Genomic DNA, 17,619 nt, shown 5'->3' with positions numbered 1-17,619 from the left:
TTCCAACCTCTTTCAGAGACCGAGCACCGCGAGCGCCCCGCGTCCCTGCCGCACCACGACCGGATCGTCGCCCGTTCCCATGGGCGTGAGGTCGACCACGGTGGTCGGCTGCGAAGGGCAGGCGCCGGCATCGATGACCGCGCCGATCTGCTTTTCGAAGCGTTCGCGGATGGTCGCGGCGTCGTTGAGCGCTTCGGTCTCGCCCGGTGCGATCAGCGTGGTGGCCAGCAGCGGTGCGCCGTGCAGCGCGAGCAACTCCAGCAGCACCTTGTGGTCGGGCACGCGCAGGCCGATGGTCTTGCGCTGCGGATGGCTCACGCGGCGCGGCACTTCCTTCGTCGCTTCGAGCAGGAAGGTGTAGGGGCCGGGCGTTGCGGCCTTCAGCAAACGGTATTGCTTGTTGTCGACGCGCGCGTAGTTGGCCAGCTCGCTCAGGTCGCGGCACAGCAGCGTCAGGTGATGCTTCTCGTCGACCTGGCGGATGCGTCGCAGCTGGTCGACCGCGTCCTTGTCGTCCAGGTGGCACGCAAGCGCGTAGCTGGAGTCGGTGGGCACGGCCACGATCTCGCCGCGCGCGAGCAGCGTCACGGCCTGCTTGAGCAGCCGCTGCTGCGGGTTCTCGGGATGGACTTCGAAGTACTGGGCCATAGAGCTATCTCCTGATCAGGATTCCGCCGGTTCGATGGGCACGCGGCGCTCTCGCACCGTGAGCCACGCGCCGGCCGCGCCGCAGACCGCGATCATCGAAATGCCGATGAGCGAGTAACGGTCGGGCACTTGGGAAAAGACAAGCCAGCCGCCCAGCATGGCAAAGGCGATCTGCGCATAGAGGTACGGCGTGAGGGTGGAGGCCGGCGCACGCTGGTACGCGAGGATCAATATGAAGTGACCCACCGTGCCCATGAACCCCATGAGGCACAGCAGCGCCCACCATTCCCAGGAGGGCAGGGCGGTCCAGGCGAAGGGCAGCGCGAGCGAGGCGATGAGTGCACCGACCCAGCCTGTATAGAAATGCATCGTGAGCGGGTTCTCGGTCTGCGCGAGCTTGCTGGTGAGCACCTGGAAACAGGCGTTGGTCAGCACCAACCCGATAGGCAGAAGGATGGCCCAGCTGAACGCATCGCCGCCCGGCCGCAGGATCACCAGCGTGCCGATGAAGCCGCCGGCCACCAGCGACCAGCGCAGCGGCGAGACGTACTCCTTGAGCGTGGTCGCCGCGAGCAGCGTGATCACCAGCGGCGCGATCAGCACGATCGAGGTGAACTCGGCCAGCGGCATGTAGCGCAGGCTCAGGAACGACAGTGTGCTCGACACCAGCAGCAGCGCGCCGCGCAGCAACTGGTAGCGCGGATGTTGGGTGCGCAGCAATGCCGTGCCGTGCAGCGGCAGCAGCACCGCCGTGGTGGCGACGGCCTGGAAGGCATAGCGGAACCACACGCCCATGAGGATCGGCACGCCGGCGGTCGATGCCTTGGTGGCTGTGTCGAGCGTGGAGAAGCAGGCCACGGCGACGATCACCATGCCGATGCCCGCGAGGATGCGTTCGGATTCCTTGTTGCGGCTGCGCTGTTGCGCGGTGCGTGCATTCGCCAGCGCAGCGCTGGCCGCGCTGTCGATGCCGGGCCCGGGGCTCTGGCTCACTGCTGGATGCGATGGCCGAGCAGTTCCCACACCGGCGTCAATGCGCCAGGCAACGGTGGCAGCTTGCCGAGATCGCAATGGCTCTCGTCGGGGCTGTGGAAATCGCTGCCGCGGGATGCGGCGAAATCGAACTCGAGCGCCTTGTCGGCGTACTCGACATATTCGGCCGGGGTGTGGCTGCCGGTGACGACCTCGATCGCCCGGCCGCCATGCGCCTTGAACTCGAGGAACAGCGCGTACTCCTCGTTGGCCGAGAACTTGTAGCGGCCCGGGTGCGCGATCACGGCCATGCCCTTGGCAGCGGTGATCCAGTGCACCGCGTCCTTGAGCGAGGCCCAGCGGTGCGGCACGTAGCCGGGCTTGCCTTCGGTGAGGTACTTGCGGAACACCTCGGAGGTGTCGCGGCAGTGCCCCTGCTCGACCAGGAAGCGCGCGAAGTGCGTGCGCGAAATCAATTCGGGATTGCCGACGAACTTGAGCGCGCCTTCATAGGCGCCGTGGATGCCGACCTTGGCCAGCCCCTCGGACATTTCCTGCGCGCGCTTGCCGCGGCCGCCGCGCGTGTCGTAGAGGCCCTGCGTCATCGCCGCGTCGTCGGGGTCGAAGCCCAGGCCGACGATGTGCACGGTTTCGTTTGCGAAGGTCACCGAGATCTCGGTGCCGGTGAGGTAGCGCATGCCGTTTTCGCGCGCTGCAGCCGCTGCGCGGTGCTGGCCGCCGACCTCGTCGTGGTCGGTGAGGGCCCAGAGCTCGACCCCGTTGGCGGCTGCGCGGACTGCCAGTTCTTCGGGCGTCAGTGTGCCGTCGGAGACCACGGAGTGGCAGTGAAGATCGGCATTGAGAATGGAGGACACCCCGCCATTCTAGGGGGTCTGGAACGCCGATGCGGGCGCATGGATGCTGCGCGAGATGCTACTAAATAAATAGCATTACTGCGCCGCTGCATGCGGCTCAGCGCTTCTTGCGGAAAGCCGCCCAGGCGGCGACGGCAGTGAAGCTCGCCACGATCGCCACCACGATCCAGAAGCCGTGCTTGTGCTCCGCGAGCGGAATGCCGCCCACGTTCATGCCGAACAAACCCGCCAGGATGTTGATCGGCAGCGCCAGCACCGTCACCACCGTCAGCACGAAGAGGCTGCGGTTGTTGTCCTCGTTGACGTTGGCGGCGATCTCTTCCTGCAGCAGCTTGATGCGCTCCTGCAGCGCCTGCATGTCGCGCAGCACCACCGAGAACTCCTCGGTCGAGCCGCGCAGCTCCTGCGCATCGGGCTCGGACATCCACGACGGCGGGCCTTGCAGCAGGCGAAACAGCGCGGCCGGTTCGGGCGCCAGCAGCCGCTGCAGCCGCACCAGCAAGCGTCGCAGTACACCGAGACGCGCGCGCTTGTGGTCGAGCCGGCCGGCGAGCAGTTCGTCTTCGATGTGGTCGATGCGCGAGGTGACGCCGCGCACGATCTTCACCAGCACATCGGCCTGCGCGCGCAACAGATGCTCGAGCAGTTCGGTGCTGGAACGCGGCGCATCGCCCGCCTTCACAGCCGTGCGCAGCGCATCGACCGAGCGCAGCGGCTTCGCGCGCGCCGTGACCACGAGGCGCGGGCCCACGCTGATCCACAGCGTGGAGATGTCCGAGGGCTCGAAGCTGAACTCGAAGTGCACGTCGTTGATGACCGCGATCAGCGAATCGTCGGCACGCTCGATGCGCGTGGAGGGCAGGCCGTCGTGCAGCGTCTCGTAGAAGGTGTCGGAGAGATTCGCGTGCCGCACGAGCCAGCGCTCCGCTTGCGCGTGGCTCAGATTGAAGTGCAGCCACACGTAGGCGCCGCTGCCGTCATCGACAACGGTGTCTTCGGGCTGCGCACCGAGCCAAGCCGCCGCCTGCGCCGAATCGATGGACCGCGCGGGCTCCGGCGCCGCGGCGTCGAACAGGTAGCCGCAGATCAGCCCGGCTTCGTCGCCGCCATAGGACTGGGCGGCGAGATCATGGAATGCCGACAAGGTGCGTGATCAGAAAAGACGGGTGAAGAGCCAGTAGAGCGAGCCCGACAGCAGCATGGCCACCGGCAGCGTCAGCACCCAGGCCAGCGCGAGGTTGCGCAGCGTGGACATCTGCAGGCCCGAGCCGCTGGCCGTCATCGTGCCGGCCACGCCGGAGGAGAGCACGTGCGTGGTCGAGACCGGAAGGCCGTACATGTCGGCCGCGCCGATGGTGATCATCGCCACCACCTCGGCCGATGCGCCCTGTGCGTAGCTCAGGTGCGTCTTGCCGATCTTCTCGCCCACGGTGACGACGATGCGCTTCCAGCCGATCATCGTGCCCAGGCCGAGCGCGATGGCCACGGCGATCTTGACCCACAGTGGGATGAAGCGCGTCGCGGTGTCCAGCTCCTGGCGGAAAGCGTTGACGCGCAGCTTGGTCTCGTCGTCGAACTTCGCGGCGCCGCTCTTGTCGAGGTGGCGAATGGCTTCCGAAGCCAGGTACATGTCGTTGCGCACATTGGCGACGGCCTCGGCCGGCACCGCGGCGAGCGAACCGTGCTCGCGCACCTGCTGCCCGATGCTGCCGGCGGTCGCGGCCAGTGCGGGCACGACCTTGTCGTCGAACTCGCGGGTGCGCACATAGGTGGAGAGCGTGTCGCGCGCTGCGGTGGGTTGCAGCGCGGGCAGCGAAGTCGGCACGCTGCGGTTCAGCGCGGTCTGCGCCATCTCGGCCACGGCCACGAACTTCACCGTCTCGTTGGCGGGCATCGCGCGGTTCAGCGCGTACGCCATCGGCACCGTGCCGACCAGGATCAGCATGATCAGGCCCATGCCCTTTTGTCCGTCGTTGGAGCCGTGCGCGAACGACACGCCGGTGCAGGTCAGGATCAGCAGGCCGCGGATCCACCACGGCGGCGGCTCGCTGCCCTTGGGTTCTTCATACAGCGCGCGGTTCTTCACGAAGGCGCGCAATGCGAGCAGCAGCAGCGCGGCGCAGCCGAAGCCCACCATCGGCGAGAGCAGCAGCGAATAGCCCACCTTGGTGGCCTGCGCCCAGTCGACACCGCTGGTGCCGTCGCGCCCATGCATCAGCGCGTTGGCAACGCCCACGCCGATGATCGAGCCGATCAGCGTGTGCGACGAAGACGCCGGCAGCCCGAGCCACCAGGTGCCAAGGTTCCAGATGATCGCGGCGATCAGCAACGCGAACACCATCGCGAAGCCCGCGCCCGAGCCCACCTGCAGGATCAGCTCCACGGGGAGCAGCGCGATGATGCCGAAGGCCACCGCGCCGCTGGACACCAGCACGCCCAGGAAATTGAAGAAGCCCGACCACACCACTGCGAAGTTGGGCGGCAGCGAGTGCGTATAGATCACCGTGGCCACCGCATTGGCCGTGTCGTGGAAGCCGTTGACGAACTCGAAGCCCAGCGCAATCAAGAGCGCCACGCCCAACAAGATATAGGGCACCCAGGTCGTCATGGGCGCGCCCGAGGCGGTGACGTCGCCCACCAGGCTCCATGCGGTGAAGAGCAGGCCCGCGGCCAGCAGGCCCACGAAAGTGATCAGCGTGATCGGACCGGGCTTGGCGTCGAGCTTGGGCCGGTGCGCCGCGGTGGGCGCGGCCGGCATCTCCGTATTCGGGGCGGCGAGCGTGTTCATGGGCGGTTTTCTAGGTGTTGGAGTGGCTGCACATGGTGTTCGCGGTGTGTGACAACGGCGTGTCGGCCTACGGAAAGCCGCCGCCAAACCGTCACGCCGCAGTCATATGGGGCGTGCAGCATGCTTTTTTCTTCCCCCACTTCTCCTCTCTCATCATGCTGACGAGCGCCCTTCCAGACCACGAAGACCTGATGCAACGCATCGCCCGCGACCTGATCGACAGCTACGACGAAGAGCTCGAGCTGGAGATCGAAGACCGCAACATCGACGGCCTTGATCCGGCCTCGGCAACGTCGACGTCCGCCGACAAGGCGGCCCGGCAGGCCTATTTCAAGGAACTCTTTCGCCTGCAGGGCGAGCTGGTCAAGCTGCAGGACTGGGTCCAGCACAGCAAGCAGAAGGTCGTCATCCTGTTCGAAGGCCGCGATGCGGCGGGCAAGGGCGGCGTCATCAAGCGCATCACCCAGCGCCTGAACCCGCGCGTGGCCCGCGTGGCCGCGCTGCCCGCGCCCAACGACCGCGAACGCACGCAGTGGTACTTCCAGCGCTATGCCGCGCACCTGCCGGCCGCCGGCGAGATGGTGCTGTTCGACCGCAGCTGGTACAACCGCGCCGGCGTCGAGCGCGTGATGGGCTTCTGCTCCGACGACGAGTACGAGGAGTTCTTCCGCACCGTGCCCGAGTTCGAGAAGATGCTCGTGCGCTCGGGCATCAAGCTCATCAAGTACTGGTTCTCCATCACCGACGACGAGCAGCACATGCGCTTCCTCGGCCGCATCCACGATCCGCTCAAGCAGTGGAAGCTGAGCCCCATGGACCTGGAGAGCCGCCGCCGCTGGGAGGAATACACCAAGGCGAAGGAAATCATGCTGGAGCGCACCCACATCCCCGAGGCTCCGTGGTGGGTGGTGCAGGCGGTCGACAAGAAGAAGGCGCGCCTGAACTGCATCAGCCACCTGCTGGGCCAGCTGCCCTACCAGGAAGTGGCGCATCCGCCGATCGCGTTGCCCGAGCGCGTGCGGCATGACGATTACCTGCGTCAGCCCGTACCCGCCAACATGATCGTCCCCGAGATCTATTGAGGGGCTTCGGGGCGGTTTGGCCGCCCGGCGCTTTGCCTGCACACTGCGCCATGGCCCGTCGTTCCACCGCTTCCGTCTTCGCCCGCGCCTACGAGCGCAACCTGAAGGCGCTCACCAGGATCACGCTGAGCAACAGCAAGCGCGTGGCGGGCCAGGTGCAGCGCGCAACGGCCAAGCGGCTCAAGCCGCCGCCCGGCAAGGGCGACTGGCTCAGCGGCGTGGCGATCGGTGCGGGCGGCGCGCGCGGCTATCACCTGTTTCGCCCGGCCGACCTGCAACTCAAGCCCGGCGAGAAGCTGCCGCTCATGGTCATGCTGCACGGCTGCGGCCAGACCGGGCGCGACTTCGCGGCCAGCACGCGCATGAATGCGCTGGCCGTGCGACAACGCTTCCTCGTGCTCTACCCTGAACAAGATCGCCTCGCCCATCCCCAAGGCTGCTGGAACTGGTACGAGCGCCGCTCCGGCAAGGCCGACGCCGAGGCCGCGACGCTGATGGCCGCGGTCGACCAGGCCTGCATGCTCTATCCGGTCGACCGCGAGCGCGTCGCGCTGGCCGGCCTCTCGGCCGGCGCCAGCATGGCGGCGCTGCTGGCCACGCGCTATCCGCAGCGCTTCCGCGCCGTCGTCATGCACTCGGGCGTGGCGCCCGGCGCCGCGAAGTCGTCGGCCACCGCGCTCGGCGCGATGCGCGGCCAGAACGTACCGCCGATGCCCGTCACCGCGGTCGGCAAGGCGATGGGTGCAGCGGCCGTCTTCGCGACCCTGCCGCCGATGCTCGTGCTGCACGGCGACGCCGATGCCGTGGTCGCGCCCAGCAATGCCGTCAACAGCGCGGCCGTGTGGGCCACGGCCATGGGCGCACGGCCCGGCGTGGCGCGCGATGTGCAGCGCGGCAAGCGCCGCCCGATGCGCGTGACCGACTTCAAGCGCAAGGGCCGCACCGTGGTCTCGCTGTGCGAGATCGCGGGGCTGGGGCATGCGTGGAGCGGCGGTGCATCGAAGCTGCTGTTCAGCGATGCGGCCGGGCCCGATGCCACGCGCATGACCTGGGCCTTTGCGACCACGCAGTTCAGGCACGCGGCCAAGGTGGCCTGAAGAAGCCTTTCAGGCCGCGGCGCTTTCGCGCGCCGCCACGCGCCACGCACCGGGCGCCATGCCCTTCTCGCGCTTGAAGGCCTTGCTGAACGCGGCTTCCGATTCATAGCCCACCGCGCCGGCGATGGTGCCCAGCGCCGCATTGCCCTGGCCCAGCATGTTGCCGGCCTTGAACATGCGCCACTGCGTGAGGTACTCCAGCGGCGCCTGGCCCACGCGCTCGCGAAAGCGCTGCGCGAAGGCCGAGCGCGACAGGCTCGCGGCGGCGGCCAGTGCTTCCACCGTCCAGTCGCGCGCCATGTCCTTGTGCATCGCGCGCAGGGCGGGGCCGATGCGCACGTCGGCCAGCGCAGCCCAGCCAGCCGGTCTGCGAATCGCCGACGGCCGCGACGTGCGCACGCACCGCCTGGACGAACACGATGTCGGCCAGCCGGCTCACCAGCAGGCCGGAGCCCAGGCCCGGCTCGCCGGTTTCCATCGCGAGCAACTGCAGGGTGCCCTGCAGCGCGAGCGCGCGGGCCTGTTCCATCTTCACGTGCAGCAGCACCGGCAGCAGGTCGAGCAGGGGGCGCGCGGCGCGCTGGTCGAAGTGGAACCAGCCGCAGATCACCGAGGCCGCGGTGCCCGTTCCGCCGAGTTCGACGAGGCCGCCGATGCGGTCGCGAATGACCGATGCGCAGCTCACCGTGGGCGTGTTCGGATGGTCGCGCAGCACATAGGGCGTGCCGTGCGCCAGCACATAGCAGTCGCCCGCGGCGAGCGCGACGGGCTGCTCCACGCCCTCGACCTCCAGCAGGCAACCGCCGCGCACCACGAGGCCGAAACGCGCGCTCTCGCCACCGGCCAGGCTCACGCCCCAGGGCGCGCCGGCTTCGAGCCGGGCATACAGGGCACTGCGCACGCGCATGGCCGCGAAAACGTCGTCGAGCGGGTCCATGAAGGCTCCTGTGGCGGTGGACGAATGGACAAGATTGTCGGCTTTGCAGGCATTCACTGTCCATCGTCTGGGGCAGAAACTGCAGTCTCACTCTCTCAACCATCCGGAGCAGACCCCATGAATGCCAACACCAACTTCGCCCAACTCGCCGACCGCTACGTCGCTCTCTGGAACCTGACCGACGCCGGCGCCCGCCGCGATGCGATCGCCAGCCTCTGGGTGCCGCAGGGCGAGCATTACGTGCGCACGCTGCAGGTCAAGGGACACGAGGCGCTGGCGCAGCGCGTCACCGGTTCGCACGAAAAGAACGTGCGCGACGGCGGCTTTCTTTTCCGCGCCACCGGCGATGCCCAGATGCTGCGTGACACCCTGATGTTCCATTGGCAGATGGTCCCTGCCGCGGGCGGCCCGGTCGCTGCGGTCGGGCTGGAGTTCCTGCTGCTGGCAGAAGACGGCCGCATCGCCATCGACTACCAGTTCATCCTGCCGACGCCCGCCGTCTGATCGCCTGAAGAAGCCCGGCCATGACCTTGGAGGTCATTGCTGCCGGGTGCCGTCACCCCAACACTCGAACGCATCATGACCCAGTCCAACCCCGCCGCTTCCGCGGCATCGCTTTCTTCCCAAGGCGTCCACGGCGCGGTCGCGGCGAAGCCCGGCCCGCTCGCCCTGTGGGTCATGCTCAGCGGCACCTTCCTGGTGGTGCTGGACTTCTTCATCGTCAACGTCGCGCTGCCCTCGATGCAGCGCGAGTTGCTCGCGAGCACTGCGACCTTGCAGCTGGTGGTGGCCGGCTACGGCCTGGCCACCGCCGCGGGCCTGATCACCGGCGGCCGGCTCGGCGATCTCTTCGGCCGGCGCCGCATGTTCACGCTCGGCCTCCTGCTGTTCACGCTGGCCTCGGCTGCCTGCGGCGTCGCGCCGAATGCCGAGTTGCTGGTGGCCGCCCGCGTGCTGCAGGGCCTGGCCGGTGCGCTGCTGCAACCGCAGGTGCTGGCGATGATCGGCCTGGCCTACACCGGCGAAGACCGTGCGCGCGCCTTCGCGGCCTATGGGCTCACGCTGGGCCTCGGCGCCACGCTGGGGCAACTGGTGGGCGGGCTGCTGATCCATGCCGACCTGGCGGGGCTGGGCTGGCGCGCCTGCTTCCTCATCAACGTGCCCATCGGTCTCCTGGCATTGGCGCTGGCGCCGCGTGTCATTCCGCCGCTCAGGAACGCAAGCACCAGCAGGCTCGACCTGGTCGGCATGCTGCTCGTTGCAGCGGGTTCCGTCGCGGTGGTGCTGCCACTGGTGGAAGGGCGCGAGCAGGGCTGGCCGCTGTGGAGCTGGCTGTGCCTTGCGGCCGCGCTGCCGCTCTTGGCCGCCTTTGGGTTCCAGCAGCGCCGACTCGCCGCGGCAGGTGGCGCGCCGCTGGTGGCGCCCGCGCTGCTCGCGAACCGCCGCTTCGTCATGGGGCTGTTCACCACGCTGGCCTTCTACGTCGGCAATGCGTCGCTGTACTTCGTGCTGGCGCTCTACCTGCAGCAGGGCCTCGCGCTGGGGCCGCTGACCTCGGGCATCGTCTTCACGTCATTGGCGATCGGCTTCTTCGCGACCTCGATGGCCGGCGCGCGCATCGCACGCCGCTTCGGCGGCGAGCCGCCCATTGCCCTCGGCGCGCTCGTGCTGGCTGCGGGGCATGCGCTGCAGTTCGTCAACGTCGCGGGATGGCCTGGCCATGCGCACCTGATCGCCTGGATGGTCCCGGTGTTGCTGGTGCAGGGCGCGGGGCTCGGCATGGTCATGGCGCCGTTGGTGTCCACCGTGCTGGCCGGGCTGCCGCCGCAGCATGCGGGCGTGGCGTCGGGTGTGCTGTCGATGGTGCAGCAGGCGAGCAACGCACTGGGGGTGGCGCTGATCGGCATCCTGTTCTACGGGCGGCTCGGCGCTTCGACCGACGTGGCGAACCACACCGCTGCGTTCGGCGTTGCACTGGTTTATCTGACGGCCTCGGCGTTGCTGGTGGCCGTGCTGTATCGCAAACTCGTGCGGTAGCGGCTGCCGGGTGCTTCGAGGTTCGGTCTCTCATCCTCAGGAGTGAGCGGCCGGCCCTTCGACGAACACGTCCGAGTGGAAGTCGCCCGCGTCGAGCCCGCGATGCCGCAGCGCCGCATCGCGCACCGCGTTCACCATGGCCGGCGAGCCGCAGCAATACAGCTCGTGTCCCTTCAGGTCTGGGCACGTGGCCAGCAGCGCTTCGTCGGCACGGCCCGCGAAGTCACCGTCGCCTGGCGCGCTGTCGTCGCTCAGTGCGATGACGAAGCGCATTTGCGGCCACTGCTTCTGCCAGCGCGCGACCGCCGTTCGCAGGTAGATGCCGTCGGCCTGCCGCGCTGCCCAGATCAACGTGAGGGGCCGGCCGATGCGCCGCTTGAGCATGTCGTCCAGGATGGACTTCACCGGCGCGAAGCCGGTGCCGCCCGCCACGAACACCACGGGCCGCGCCTGTTCCTCCTGCAGCGAGAACGCGCCAAAGGGCAGCTCGATGTCGACGAGCTCGCCGGCCGCCAGTTGCGGCACGCGCGCGCTGAAGGCGCCGCCCGGCACGTGGCGCACATGCAGCGTGACGGCATCGCTCTCGTGCGGCGCATTGGCCATGGAATAACTGCGCGTGCTGCCGTCGGGCAGCGAGAGCTGCAGGTACTGACCGGCCCTGAACTTGGCGCGCTGCCCCGCGGGCAGGCGCAGCTGCAGCACCGACACGTCGGGCGCGGCCAGCTCGTTGCGGAACACCTTCGCCGTGAAGCGCTTGCGCGCGGCGGGGTCGATGCGGCGCATCGCGGTCGGCGCGATCTCGAGGTCGCTGCGCGGCGCACACATGCAGAACAGCACCTGGCCCGGCAGGCAAGTCTCGTTGGTGAGTGCACCCGTGCCGACGGCACCCACTTCGCCACCCACCACCGCGCCGGCGCAGTTGCCGCAGACGCCTTTGCGGCACGAGTAAGGCAGTTCGATGCCGGCCCGCGCGGCCGCATCGAGCACGCTCTCGTTGGCGGCGCATTCGAAGGCGACGTCGCTGCCCGAGATGGTGATGCGATGGCTCATGCCTGGTCTCCCGACAGCAGCGCGATGGTGCGCAGCACAGCCTGCGGGTCGGCCGTGCCGCGGCCCGCGATGTCCATGGCGCTGCCGTGCCCGACGCTCGACAGCAGCGCATCCGCGCCGATGCTGAGCGCGCTGGCCGCATGCGGCGCAAGCAGCTTGATGGGGATGTGGCCCTGGTCGTGCAGCATCGCCACGTAGAGGTCGTGGCCTCCGTCCCTGCGTTGGGCCAGCAGCATGTCGGCACCGGCCGGTCCGTGCACGCGCAAGCCCTCGGCGCGCAGCGTGTCGACGGCGGGCACCACGATGGCCGCGTCTTCGGGACCGAACAGCCCGCCTTCCGACGCGTGCGGGTTGATGCCGAACACGCCGATCGACGGATCGGGCACGCCCAGCAGCGCGCAGGCTTGCGCGCCCGCGCGAACGGCGTGCGCGACCAGCTCCGGCGTCAACCGGTCGAGCGCGGTGCGAACGCTTTCATGCAGCGTGGCATGCACGATGCGAAGCCCGCCGCCCACCAGCATGAGGAACACGCGGTCTTCGGGCACGCCGCACACGCGCGCGACCAGCGATGGGTAGCCGCTGAACGCGATGCCGGCCTGGTGGATGGCGGTCTCGTGGTGCGGGCAGGCGACCACCGCATCGACCTCGCCGCGCCGGCAGGCCTGCAGCGCGGCCGTGGCGGAGGCGATGGCCGAGGCGCCCGCTGCCGCATCGATGCGGCCGGGCACCGCGGCGCTCGCGGGCAGTTCGCCTGCGTTCACGAGCCGCGCATCGCGCAGCAGCGCGGCCATGCCCAGCTGTGCCGCCGTGCGTTCGAACACGCTGGCCGGGCCATAGAGCGTGATGCGCGCGCGGTCGGCTTCCGGCAGTGCGGCCAGCGCCTTCAGCGCGATCTCCGGGCCGATGCCGTTCGGGTCGCCGGCGGCCAGCGCGAGTTTGCGGATCGGGGCGTGCATGGTCAAAGCGGCAGCGCGAGCAGCGTGTCCGTCACGGTGCTGTCGCACACGGCCACGCGCGACTGCAGGCGCAACTGGCCGTCCTGCCGCACGAAGCGGTCCTGGTAGGCGCCGGTGGCGAACACCTCGGTCTGCCCCGTGGCCATGATGCGCGCCACGAGGAACGGCGTGCGCGCCTCGGTGGACTCGGAGTCGGACTTCTGTACCAGTGGCATGCCCAGCAAGTGCCGGTAGCGCTGGCGTTCGTAGATGTTGGCTTCGCGCAGCGCGGCGATGCGGTCCTCGAGCATGGCGCGCGAGTCGGCGTAGACGATGCCGGCCGCGAGGCCTTCGCGCTCGTTCTCGATGTGGGTGATGCGGTAGTGGCAGTCTTCGGTGAAGAAGCCGGGCCATTGCTCCAGCGCATCGCTGTCGATGGCGTCGGCGTAGGCCGCGTTGAAGGCGCACAGCGCCAGCAGGTCGATCATGTGGGAGTCCTCGTTCTTCGGATGCGGCTCAGGCGCCCATGTGCCGGCGGTAGGCCTTCCAGAAGCCGCGCACCGAGGCCTCCGTGGCACGGCCTTCGCCGGAGACGGCCGCATCGCCACCCATCTCGACGACAGCCTCGTGGTCCGCTGCGCCGGCGATGCCGCGCTGCACGAAGCCGCCGACCGCGCCGTCCTCCATCGAGATGAAGCCCGCGGGCCCGACCAGGTTCGACTGCTTCAGGCGCACCTTGCGCTGCTCGGGGGTGTCGTCGGCGTAGCCGATATAGGTCCAGTTGAGCTCGGTGCGCGCCGTGCCCTTGGGCAGCACCTGGCGCACGGCCAGGCAGTTCTGGATCTGCTGCAGCACGAAGCCGGGGAACACCGACAGGATCTGCAGCGTCACGCCGTCGTCGTACTCCTTGAAGCCGGCCAGCACGCTCGGGTCCTTCAGGCGGTAGCGGTCGTTGTCGGAGCGAAGGGCCTGCTCCTTGTACGACGCATCTTTCTCGGCCGCCGTGTCGATCATCGAGAAGCTCACATGGTGGCCGCCGGTCTCGTCCACGATCACGCCGCCTTTCTGCGACAGGCGGTTGAGCTCGAAGGTGGTGAAGAACATGTGCAAGAGGCTCGCGTGGTAGCTGTCCTTGACGTTCTCCACGTACAGCTTCCAGTTGTTGGGCAGCGCCTGCGTGAAGCGGCCGATGACCTCCACCGGCTTGTGCAGCACGCGCTCGATGCGCTGGCAGATCTCGTCGCCCAGGTACTCCTCGATCGAGGGCACGTCGTCGCTGAAGCTGCCGAACACCAGGCCGCAGTAGCTTGCGATGCGCAGCTTGCGCGGGCCGTGCGCTTCCTTGCAGAAGCTCGCGGGCATGCCGCCCTGGCCCTTCACGCCCTTCTCGAAGGCCACGCCAGTGAGGTCGCCCTGGCGGTTGTAGCTCCACGCGTGGTAGACGCACTGGAAGTTGTCGCTGCGGCCCGATTTCTCGAGCGCGATCAGCGCGCCGCGGTGCGCGCAGCGGTTCTCGAACGCGTAGATCTCGCCGTCGTCGTCGCGCACCACCACCACCGGCGTTTCGCCCGCAAAGGTGGTGCGGTAGCTGCCGGCGTCGGGCAGTTCGGCTTCCAGGCAGAGGTAGTTCCACACCGGGCCGCGGAAGATGCGGACCTGCTCGTCGGCGGCGAGCTGCGCGTCGCTGTACACCGCGAACGGAATGCGCGTGAGGCCGGGGCCGGACCAGTGGACGGGTTGGGATCGGATGTCGTCGTGCATGAGGAACTCGCTTATTCCATGGTGACCTTGGCGGCCTGGATGACCTTGTGCCACTTGGCCGATTCGGCCTGGATGAACTGGCCGGTGCGCGCGCTGTCCCAGCCGCGCGGCTCGGCGCCCTGTTCGGCAAATTTCTGCTTCACGTCGGGCAGCGCGAGCGCGGCGGCCATCGCCTTCTGCGTGGCATCGACCGTGGCCGCGGGCGTGCCCGGCGGCGCGACCACCGCGAACCAGGTGACCGCGTTCATGGCCGGCAGCTTCTGCTCGGCGAAGGTGGGCACGTTGGGCAGGGCCTTGGAGCGCTGCTCGTCGGCCACGGCCAGGATGCGGACCTTGCCGGTGCGCTCGAACTGCAGCGAGGAGGAGATGTTGTCGAAGAACACGTCGACCTGGCCGCCGATGAGATCGACCAGCGCCGGCGCGGTGCCCTTGTACGGCACGTGCGTCATCTCGGTGCCCGTGAGCTGCATGAAGAGACTGGCCGTGAGGTGCGAGGTGGTGCCGTTGCCCTGCGAGGCGAAGCTCACCTTGCCGGGGTTGGCCTTCAGGTAGGCGATGAACTCGGCCACGCTGTGCACCGGCAGCTTGGGGTTGACCACCAGCACGTTGGGCACGGTGGCCAGCACGGTCACGGGGACCCAGCGCGTCGGGTCGAAGCCGAGCTTCTTGTACAGGTGCTGGTTGATGGCGATGGGCGCGGGCGGCGAGGCCAGCAGCGTCTTGCCGTCGGGCTCGGCGCGGAACACCACGTCGGCGCCGATGTTGCCGCCGGCACCGGTGCGGTTTTCGACCACCACGCCCGCGGGGTACAGGTCGCGCAGCTTGTCGGCCACCACGCGGGGCAGGATGTCGGCGGTGCCGCCGGCGGGGAAAGGCACGACCAGGCGTGCGATCTTGTTGTCGGTCTGCGCCTGTGCCTGCGCCGCCAGGCAGGCGCAGGCCAGCAGCGCAAGCATGCGCCGGTTGAGTCTCTGGAACATTGGCTGTCTCCGTGTTCTTCGTGCGTCGAGGGGATTTCAGTGTCTCTTTGCCAGGGCGCATGCAACAAGCTAGATTTGCGCAATGCGCAAAAACCAGGCGAGTTCTCCCAATGAGGAGGCGACACCCGACAAGAACTTCGTGGCCTCGCTGCAAAAGGGCCTCGACGTGCTGACCTGCTTCGGCCGCCAGCACAGCCGCCTCACGGTGTCGGAGGTGGGGCGGCTCACGCAGAGCTCGCCCGCATCGGCGCGCCGCTCGCTGCTCACGCTGCAGACGCTGGGCTATCTCGACAGCGACGGCAAGCGGTTCTGGATGTTGCCCAAGGCGCTGCTGGTGGCGCACGCATACCTCGCGTCGCGGCCCGCGCCGTCGCTCGCGCAGCCGCTGCTCGATGCGCTGTCGGAGCGCACGCGTGAGTCGGCGTCGCTGGCCATGCTGCAGGGCGACGACGCGATCATCATCGCGCGCTCGACGGCGCGGCGCAGCCTGAGCACGGGGCTGGGCATCGGCTCGCGGCTGCCGGCGTATTGCGCGGCATTGGGGCGTGTGCTGCTTGCGGGCTTGCCACCCGAAGAAGCGGCGCGGCGCGTGCGCGCCATGCCGCGCCCGCGCCTGAGTCCGCGCACCGTCACCGATGCCGGCGAGGTGCTGGCGCTCATCGCGCGTTGCCGTGAAGAGGGCTACGCCAGCAACGACGGCGAGCTCGAACTGGACGTGCGCTCGATGGCCGTACCCGTGTTCGACCGCTCGGGCCAGGTCATGGCGGCGATGAGCATCGCCGTGCGCGCCGAACGCATGACGCTGGCGGAGGTGCGCGAGACCTTCCTGCCCGCGCTGCGCAAGGCTGCCGGCAGCCTGGTGACGCGGCTGCACGCCGCGTGAACTGTGCGCGAGTCGTGCACTCGGCCCTCCAGCCGGAGGTATCGGTCTGAAGTTGTGGTGCTGCTCAGGCCGCGTGGCGCGCGCGCAATACCCATGGCGTTGCCACCAATGCCAGCAGTTTCACCAGCGCAATCTCCTCGGGCATCCAGCGTGCCCGCGTGCCCAGCACGTTGAAGGTCGCCGCGCATCGGCCGTCCTCGAGCAGCGGCACGTTGACCACTGCGCGCAGGCCCAGCGCGGTGATGAGCGCATGGTCGTCGAACACCTCGGCCAACGCCGCATCGCCTTCACCGATGAACACCTCGGCGCGCACGAGCAACTGCCGCGTCCACGGCGTGAGCGTCTTGCGCTTGCGGCCGGCCACCGGGTAGGCCTGCGGATTGGAGGACCACAGGCGCTGCAGTTGCACCTCGTCCGGCGGATCGTCCGAAGTCGTCGCGTTCAGGTTCACCGTGAGCAGGCCCGGGCCGAGCAGCGCCAGGCGCGCCGCCTCGATGTGCCCCATCGCGGCATCGAAGGTGGCGGCGCGCGGCAGCGCGTTGCAGAGCTGCTCGCACACCGCGAGGGGCAGCACGCCCGCGTCAGTCAAGCTTGATCCCCAGGTCCTTGATGACCTTGTCATAGCGTTGGGTGTCCCTGCGAAGCGCGGTAGCCAGCTGCTCCGGCGTGCTCTTGACCAGTTCGACGCCTATCGAATCCATGCGGGCGCGAACCTCGGGCACCGCCAGCGCCTTGTTGATTTCTCTGTTGAGCCGGGTGACCAGTTCGGCGGGCATGCCCGCCGGCCCGAACGCGGCGTACCACACGCTCATCTCGTAGCCGGGCAGCGTCTCGGCGACGGTGGGCGTGTCGGGCAGCAGCGAAGAGCGCTTGGGCTCCGTCACGGCCAGGAGGCGCAGCTTGCCCGCTTTCACGTGCGGCAGCGTCTGTGTGCCCGCGGAGAACAGCACCTGCGTCTGGTTGCCCACGGTGTCGAGCACCGCCGGCGCGCCGCCCTTGTAGGGCACGTGCAGCATGTCGATGCCCGCGGCCTTCTTGAACATCTCGGCACTCAGGTGGTTGGTGGAGCCGCCGCCGGCCGAGGCATACGCGAGCTTGCCCGGGTTGGCCTTGGCATAGGCGATGAACTCGCGCAGGTTCTTTGCCGGAACGGAGGGGTTGATCACCATCGTGTTGATCACGTTGGCCACCAGCGCAATGGGCGTGAAGTCGTCCGTGCCATTAAAGGGCATGCCGGGCATCAGCGTGGGGTTCATCGCGTGCGTGCTCATCGAGCCGATCAGCAGCGTGTAGCCGTCGGGCCTGGCCTTGGCGACGAAGTTGGAGCCGATGTTGCCGGAGGCGCCCACGCGGTTGTCCACCACCACTGGCTGGCCCATCGACTTGGTGAGCTGCTCGGCGATGGCGCGCGCCAGGATGTCGGTGGAGCCGCCCGCGGCCCACGGAACGATCAACGTGATCGGCTTCTCGGGATAGGCGGCCAGGCCCGCCTGCGCGGTGCAGGTGAGGGCCAGCAGAAGCAGGCCCCGCAAGACACGTTGGAACATGGTGATGAAGTCCTTGGAACGAAGATG

General features: G+C 68.6%; 18 protein-coding genes and 1 pseudogene. 5 read left to right on the top strand and 14 right to left on the bottom strand.

Features of this window, described 5'->3' with window-relative positions:
• Positions 1-12: 12 nt before the first annotated feature.
• The 5 genes from GNX71_RS25655 to GNX71_RS25635 all read right to left on the bottom strand — a co-directional run bounded on the left by GNX71_RS25655 (position 13) and on the right by GNX71_RS25635 (position 5,253).
• Complete coding sequence (locus tag GNX71_RS25655; RefSeq protein WP_206175034.1) at positions 13-648, bottom strand: L-threonylcarbamoyladenylate synthase; 636 nt, start codon at positions 646-648, stop codon at positions 13-15.
• A 15-nt stretch (positions 649-663) separates the two neighbouring features.
• Entirely contained in the window at positions 664-1,641 is a 978-nt protein-coding gene (locus tag GNX71_RS25650) for a DMT family transporter (protein ID WP_206175033.1), read from the bottom strand.
• Complete coding sequence (locus GNX71_RS25645) at positions 1,638-2,495, bottom strand: 3',5'-nucleoside bisphosphate phosphatase (RefSeq protein WP_206175032.1); 858 nt, start codon at positions 2,493-2,495, stop codon at positions 1,638-1,640. The genes GNX71_RS25650 and GNX71_RS25645 overlap by 4 nt, the downstream gene beginning before the upstream one ends.
• Before the next feature lie 97 nt (positions 2,496-2,592).
• Positions 2,593-3,639 carry a transporter gene (locus tag GNX71_RS25640; protein WP_206175031.1) on the bottom strand — a complete coding sequence of 349 codons (1,047 nt, stop codon included), beginning with the start codon at positions 3,637-3,639 and terminating at the stop codon, positions 2,593-2,595.
• A gap of 9 nt (positions 3,640-3,648) precedes the next feature.
• The gene (locus GNX71_RS25635; RefSeq protein WP_206179678.1) at positions 3,649-5,253 is read right to left on the bottom strand and encodes an inorganic phosphate transporter; all 1,605 of its coding nucleotides are present in this window, start codon (positions 5,251-5,253) and stop codon (positions 3,649-3,651) included.
• Between the two features lie 185 nt (positions 5,254-5,438).
• Here GNX71_RS25635 and ppk2 point away from each other — a divergent pair, with 185 nt between their 5' ends.
• Both ppk2 and GNX71_RS25625 read left to right on the top strand, forming a co-directional pair.
• Complete coding sequence (ppk2, locus tag GNX71_RS25630; RefSeq protein WP_206175030.1) at positions 5,439-6,365, top strand: polyphosphate kinase 2; 927 nt, start codon at positions 5,439-5,441, stop codon at positions 6,363-6,365.
• A 50-nt stretch (positions 6,366-6,415) separates the two neighbouring features.
• Positions 6,416-7,462 carry a PHB depolymerase family esterase gene (locus GNX71_RS25625; RefSeq protein WP_206175029.1) on the top strand — a complete coding sequence of 349 codons (1,047 nt, stop codon included), beginning with the start codon at positions 6,416-6,418 and terminating at the stop codon, positions 7,460-7,462.
• 9 nt (positions 7,463-7,471) lie between these two features.
• On the opposite strand, the gene GNX71_RS33605 is transcribed toward GNX71_RS25625, so the two are convergent.
• Together GNX71_RS33605 and GNX71_RS33600 are read right to left on the bottom strand one after the other, a co-directional pair.
• Entirely contained in the window at positions 7,472-7,762 is a 291-nt protein-coding gene (locus GNX71_RS33605; protein ID WP_241027052.1) for an AraC family transcriptional regulator, read from the bottom strand.
• A gap of 145 nt (positions 7,763-7,907) precedes the next feature.
• A pseudogene (locus GNX71_RS33600) lies at positions 7,908-8,369 on the bottom strand (cupin domain-containing protein); the annotation flags it as partial.
• A gap of 147 nt (positions 8,370-8,516) precedes the next feature.
• Here GNX71_RS33600 and GNX71_RS25615 point away from each other — a divergent pair.
• Entirely contained in the window at positions 8,517-8,903 is a 387-nt protein-coding gene (locus GNX71_RS25615) for a hypothetical protein (protein WP_206175028.1), read from the top strand.
• 75 nt (positions 8,904-8,978) lie between these two features.
• Positions 8,979-10,436 (top strand): MFS transporter, encoded by a 1,458-nt coding sequence (locus GNX71_RS25610; RefSeq protein ID WP_206175027.1) that lies wholly within the window; start codon positions 8,979-8,981, stop codon positions 10,434-10,436.
• A 36-nt stretch (positions 10,437-10,472) separates the two neighbouring features.
• On the opposite strand, the gene GNX71_RS25605 is transcribed toward GNX71_RS25610, so the two are convergent.
• From GNX71_RS25605 to GNX71_RS25585, 5 genes are read right to left on the bottom strand one after another with little or no spacing between them, the layout of a single operon-like run.
• A complete protein-coding gene (locus GNX71_RS25605) occupies positions 10,473-11,486 on the bottom strand; it encodes a 2Fe-2S iron-sulfur cluster-binding protein (RefSeq protein ID WP_206175026.1) in 1,014 nt (337 codons plus the stop codon).
• A complete protein-coding gene (locus GNX71_RS25600) occupies positions 11,483-12,442 on the bottom strand; it encodes a 4-hydroxythreonine-4-phosphate dehydrogenase PdxA (RefSeq protein ID WP_206175025.1) in 960 nt (319 codons plus the stop codon). Before GNX71_RS25600 ends, GNX71_RS25605 begins: the two co-directional genes overlap by 4 nt.
• A 2-nt stretch (positions 12,443-12,444) precedes the next feature.
• Complete coding sequence (locus GNX71_RS25595) at positions 12,445-12,909, bottom strand: nuclear transport factor 2 family protein (protein ID WP_206175024.1); 465 nt, start codon at positions 12,907-12,909, stop codon at positions 12,445-12,447.
• Positions 12,910-12,937: 28 nt separating this feature from the next.
• Positions 12,938-14,182: an aromatic ring-hydroxylating dioxygenase subunit alpha gene (locus GNX71_RS25590; RefSeq protein WP_206175023.1), complete on the bottom strand. Its 1,245-nt coding sequence runs from the start codon at positions 14,180-14,182 to the stop codon at positions 12,938-12,940.
• 11 nt (positions 14,183-14,193) lie between these two features.
• The gene (locus GNX71_RS25585) at positions 14,194-15,162 is read right to left on the bottom strand and encodes a tripartite tricarboxylate transporter substrate binding protein (RefSeq protein WP_206175022.1); all 969 of its coding nucleotides are present in this window, start codon (positions 15,160-15,162) and stop codon (positions 14,194-14,196) included.
• Positions 15,163-15,244: 82 nt separating this feature from the next.
• Between GNX71_RS25585 and GNX71_RS25580 the strand changes: the two genes are divergently transcribed.
• Entirely contained in the window at positions 15,245-16,045 is an 801-nt protein-coding gene (locus GNX71_RS25580) for an IclR family transcriptional regulator C-terminal domain-containing protein (RefSeq protein ID WP_206175021.1), read from the top strand.
• Positions 16,046-16,109: 64 nt separating this feature from the next.
• Here GNX71_RS25580 and GNX71_RS25575 read toward each other — a convergent pair whose 3' ends face one another.
• Together GNX71_RS25575 and GNX71_RS25570 are read right to left on the bottom strand one after the other, a co-directional pair.
• A complete protein-coding gene (locus tag GNX71_RS25575) occupies positions 16,110-16,634 on the bottom strand; it encodes a GAF domain-containing protein (protein ID WP_346776859.1) in 525 nt (174 codons plus the stop codon).
• Positions 16,627-17,592, bottom strand: a complete 966-nt coding sequence (locus GNX71_RS25570) for a tripartite tricarboxylate transporter substrate binding protein (protein ID WP_206175020.1) — start codon at positions 17,590-17,592, stop codon at positions 16,627-16,629. Before GNX71_RS25570 ends, GNX71_RS25575 begins: the two co-directional genes overlap by 8 nt.
• Between the last annotated feature and the right edge of the window lie 27 nt (positions 17,593-17,619).

The sequence above is a fragment of the Variovorax sp. RKNM96 genome (genome assembly GCF_017161115.1).
In the GTDB taxonomy this organism is placed as follows: Bacteria; Pseudomonadota; Gammaproteobacteria; order Burkholderiales; family Burkholderiaceae_C; genus Variovorax.
This window is presented reverse-complemented; position numbering and strand designations above follow the sequence as displayed.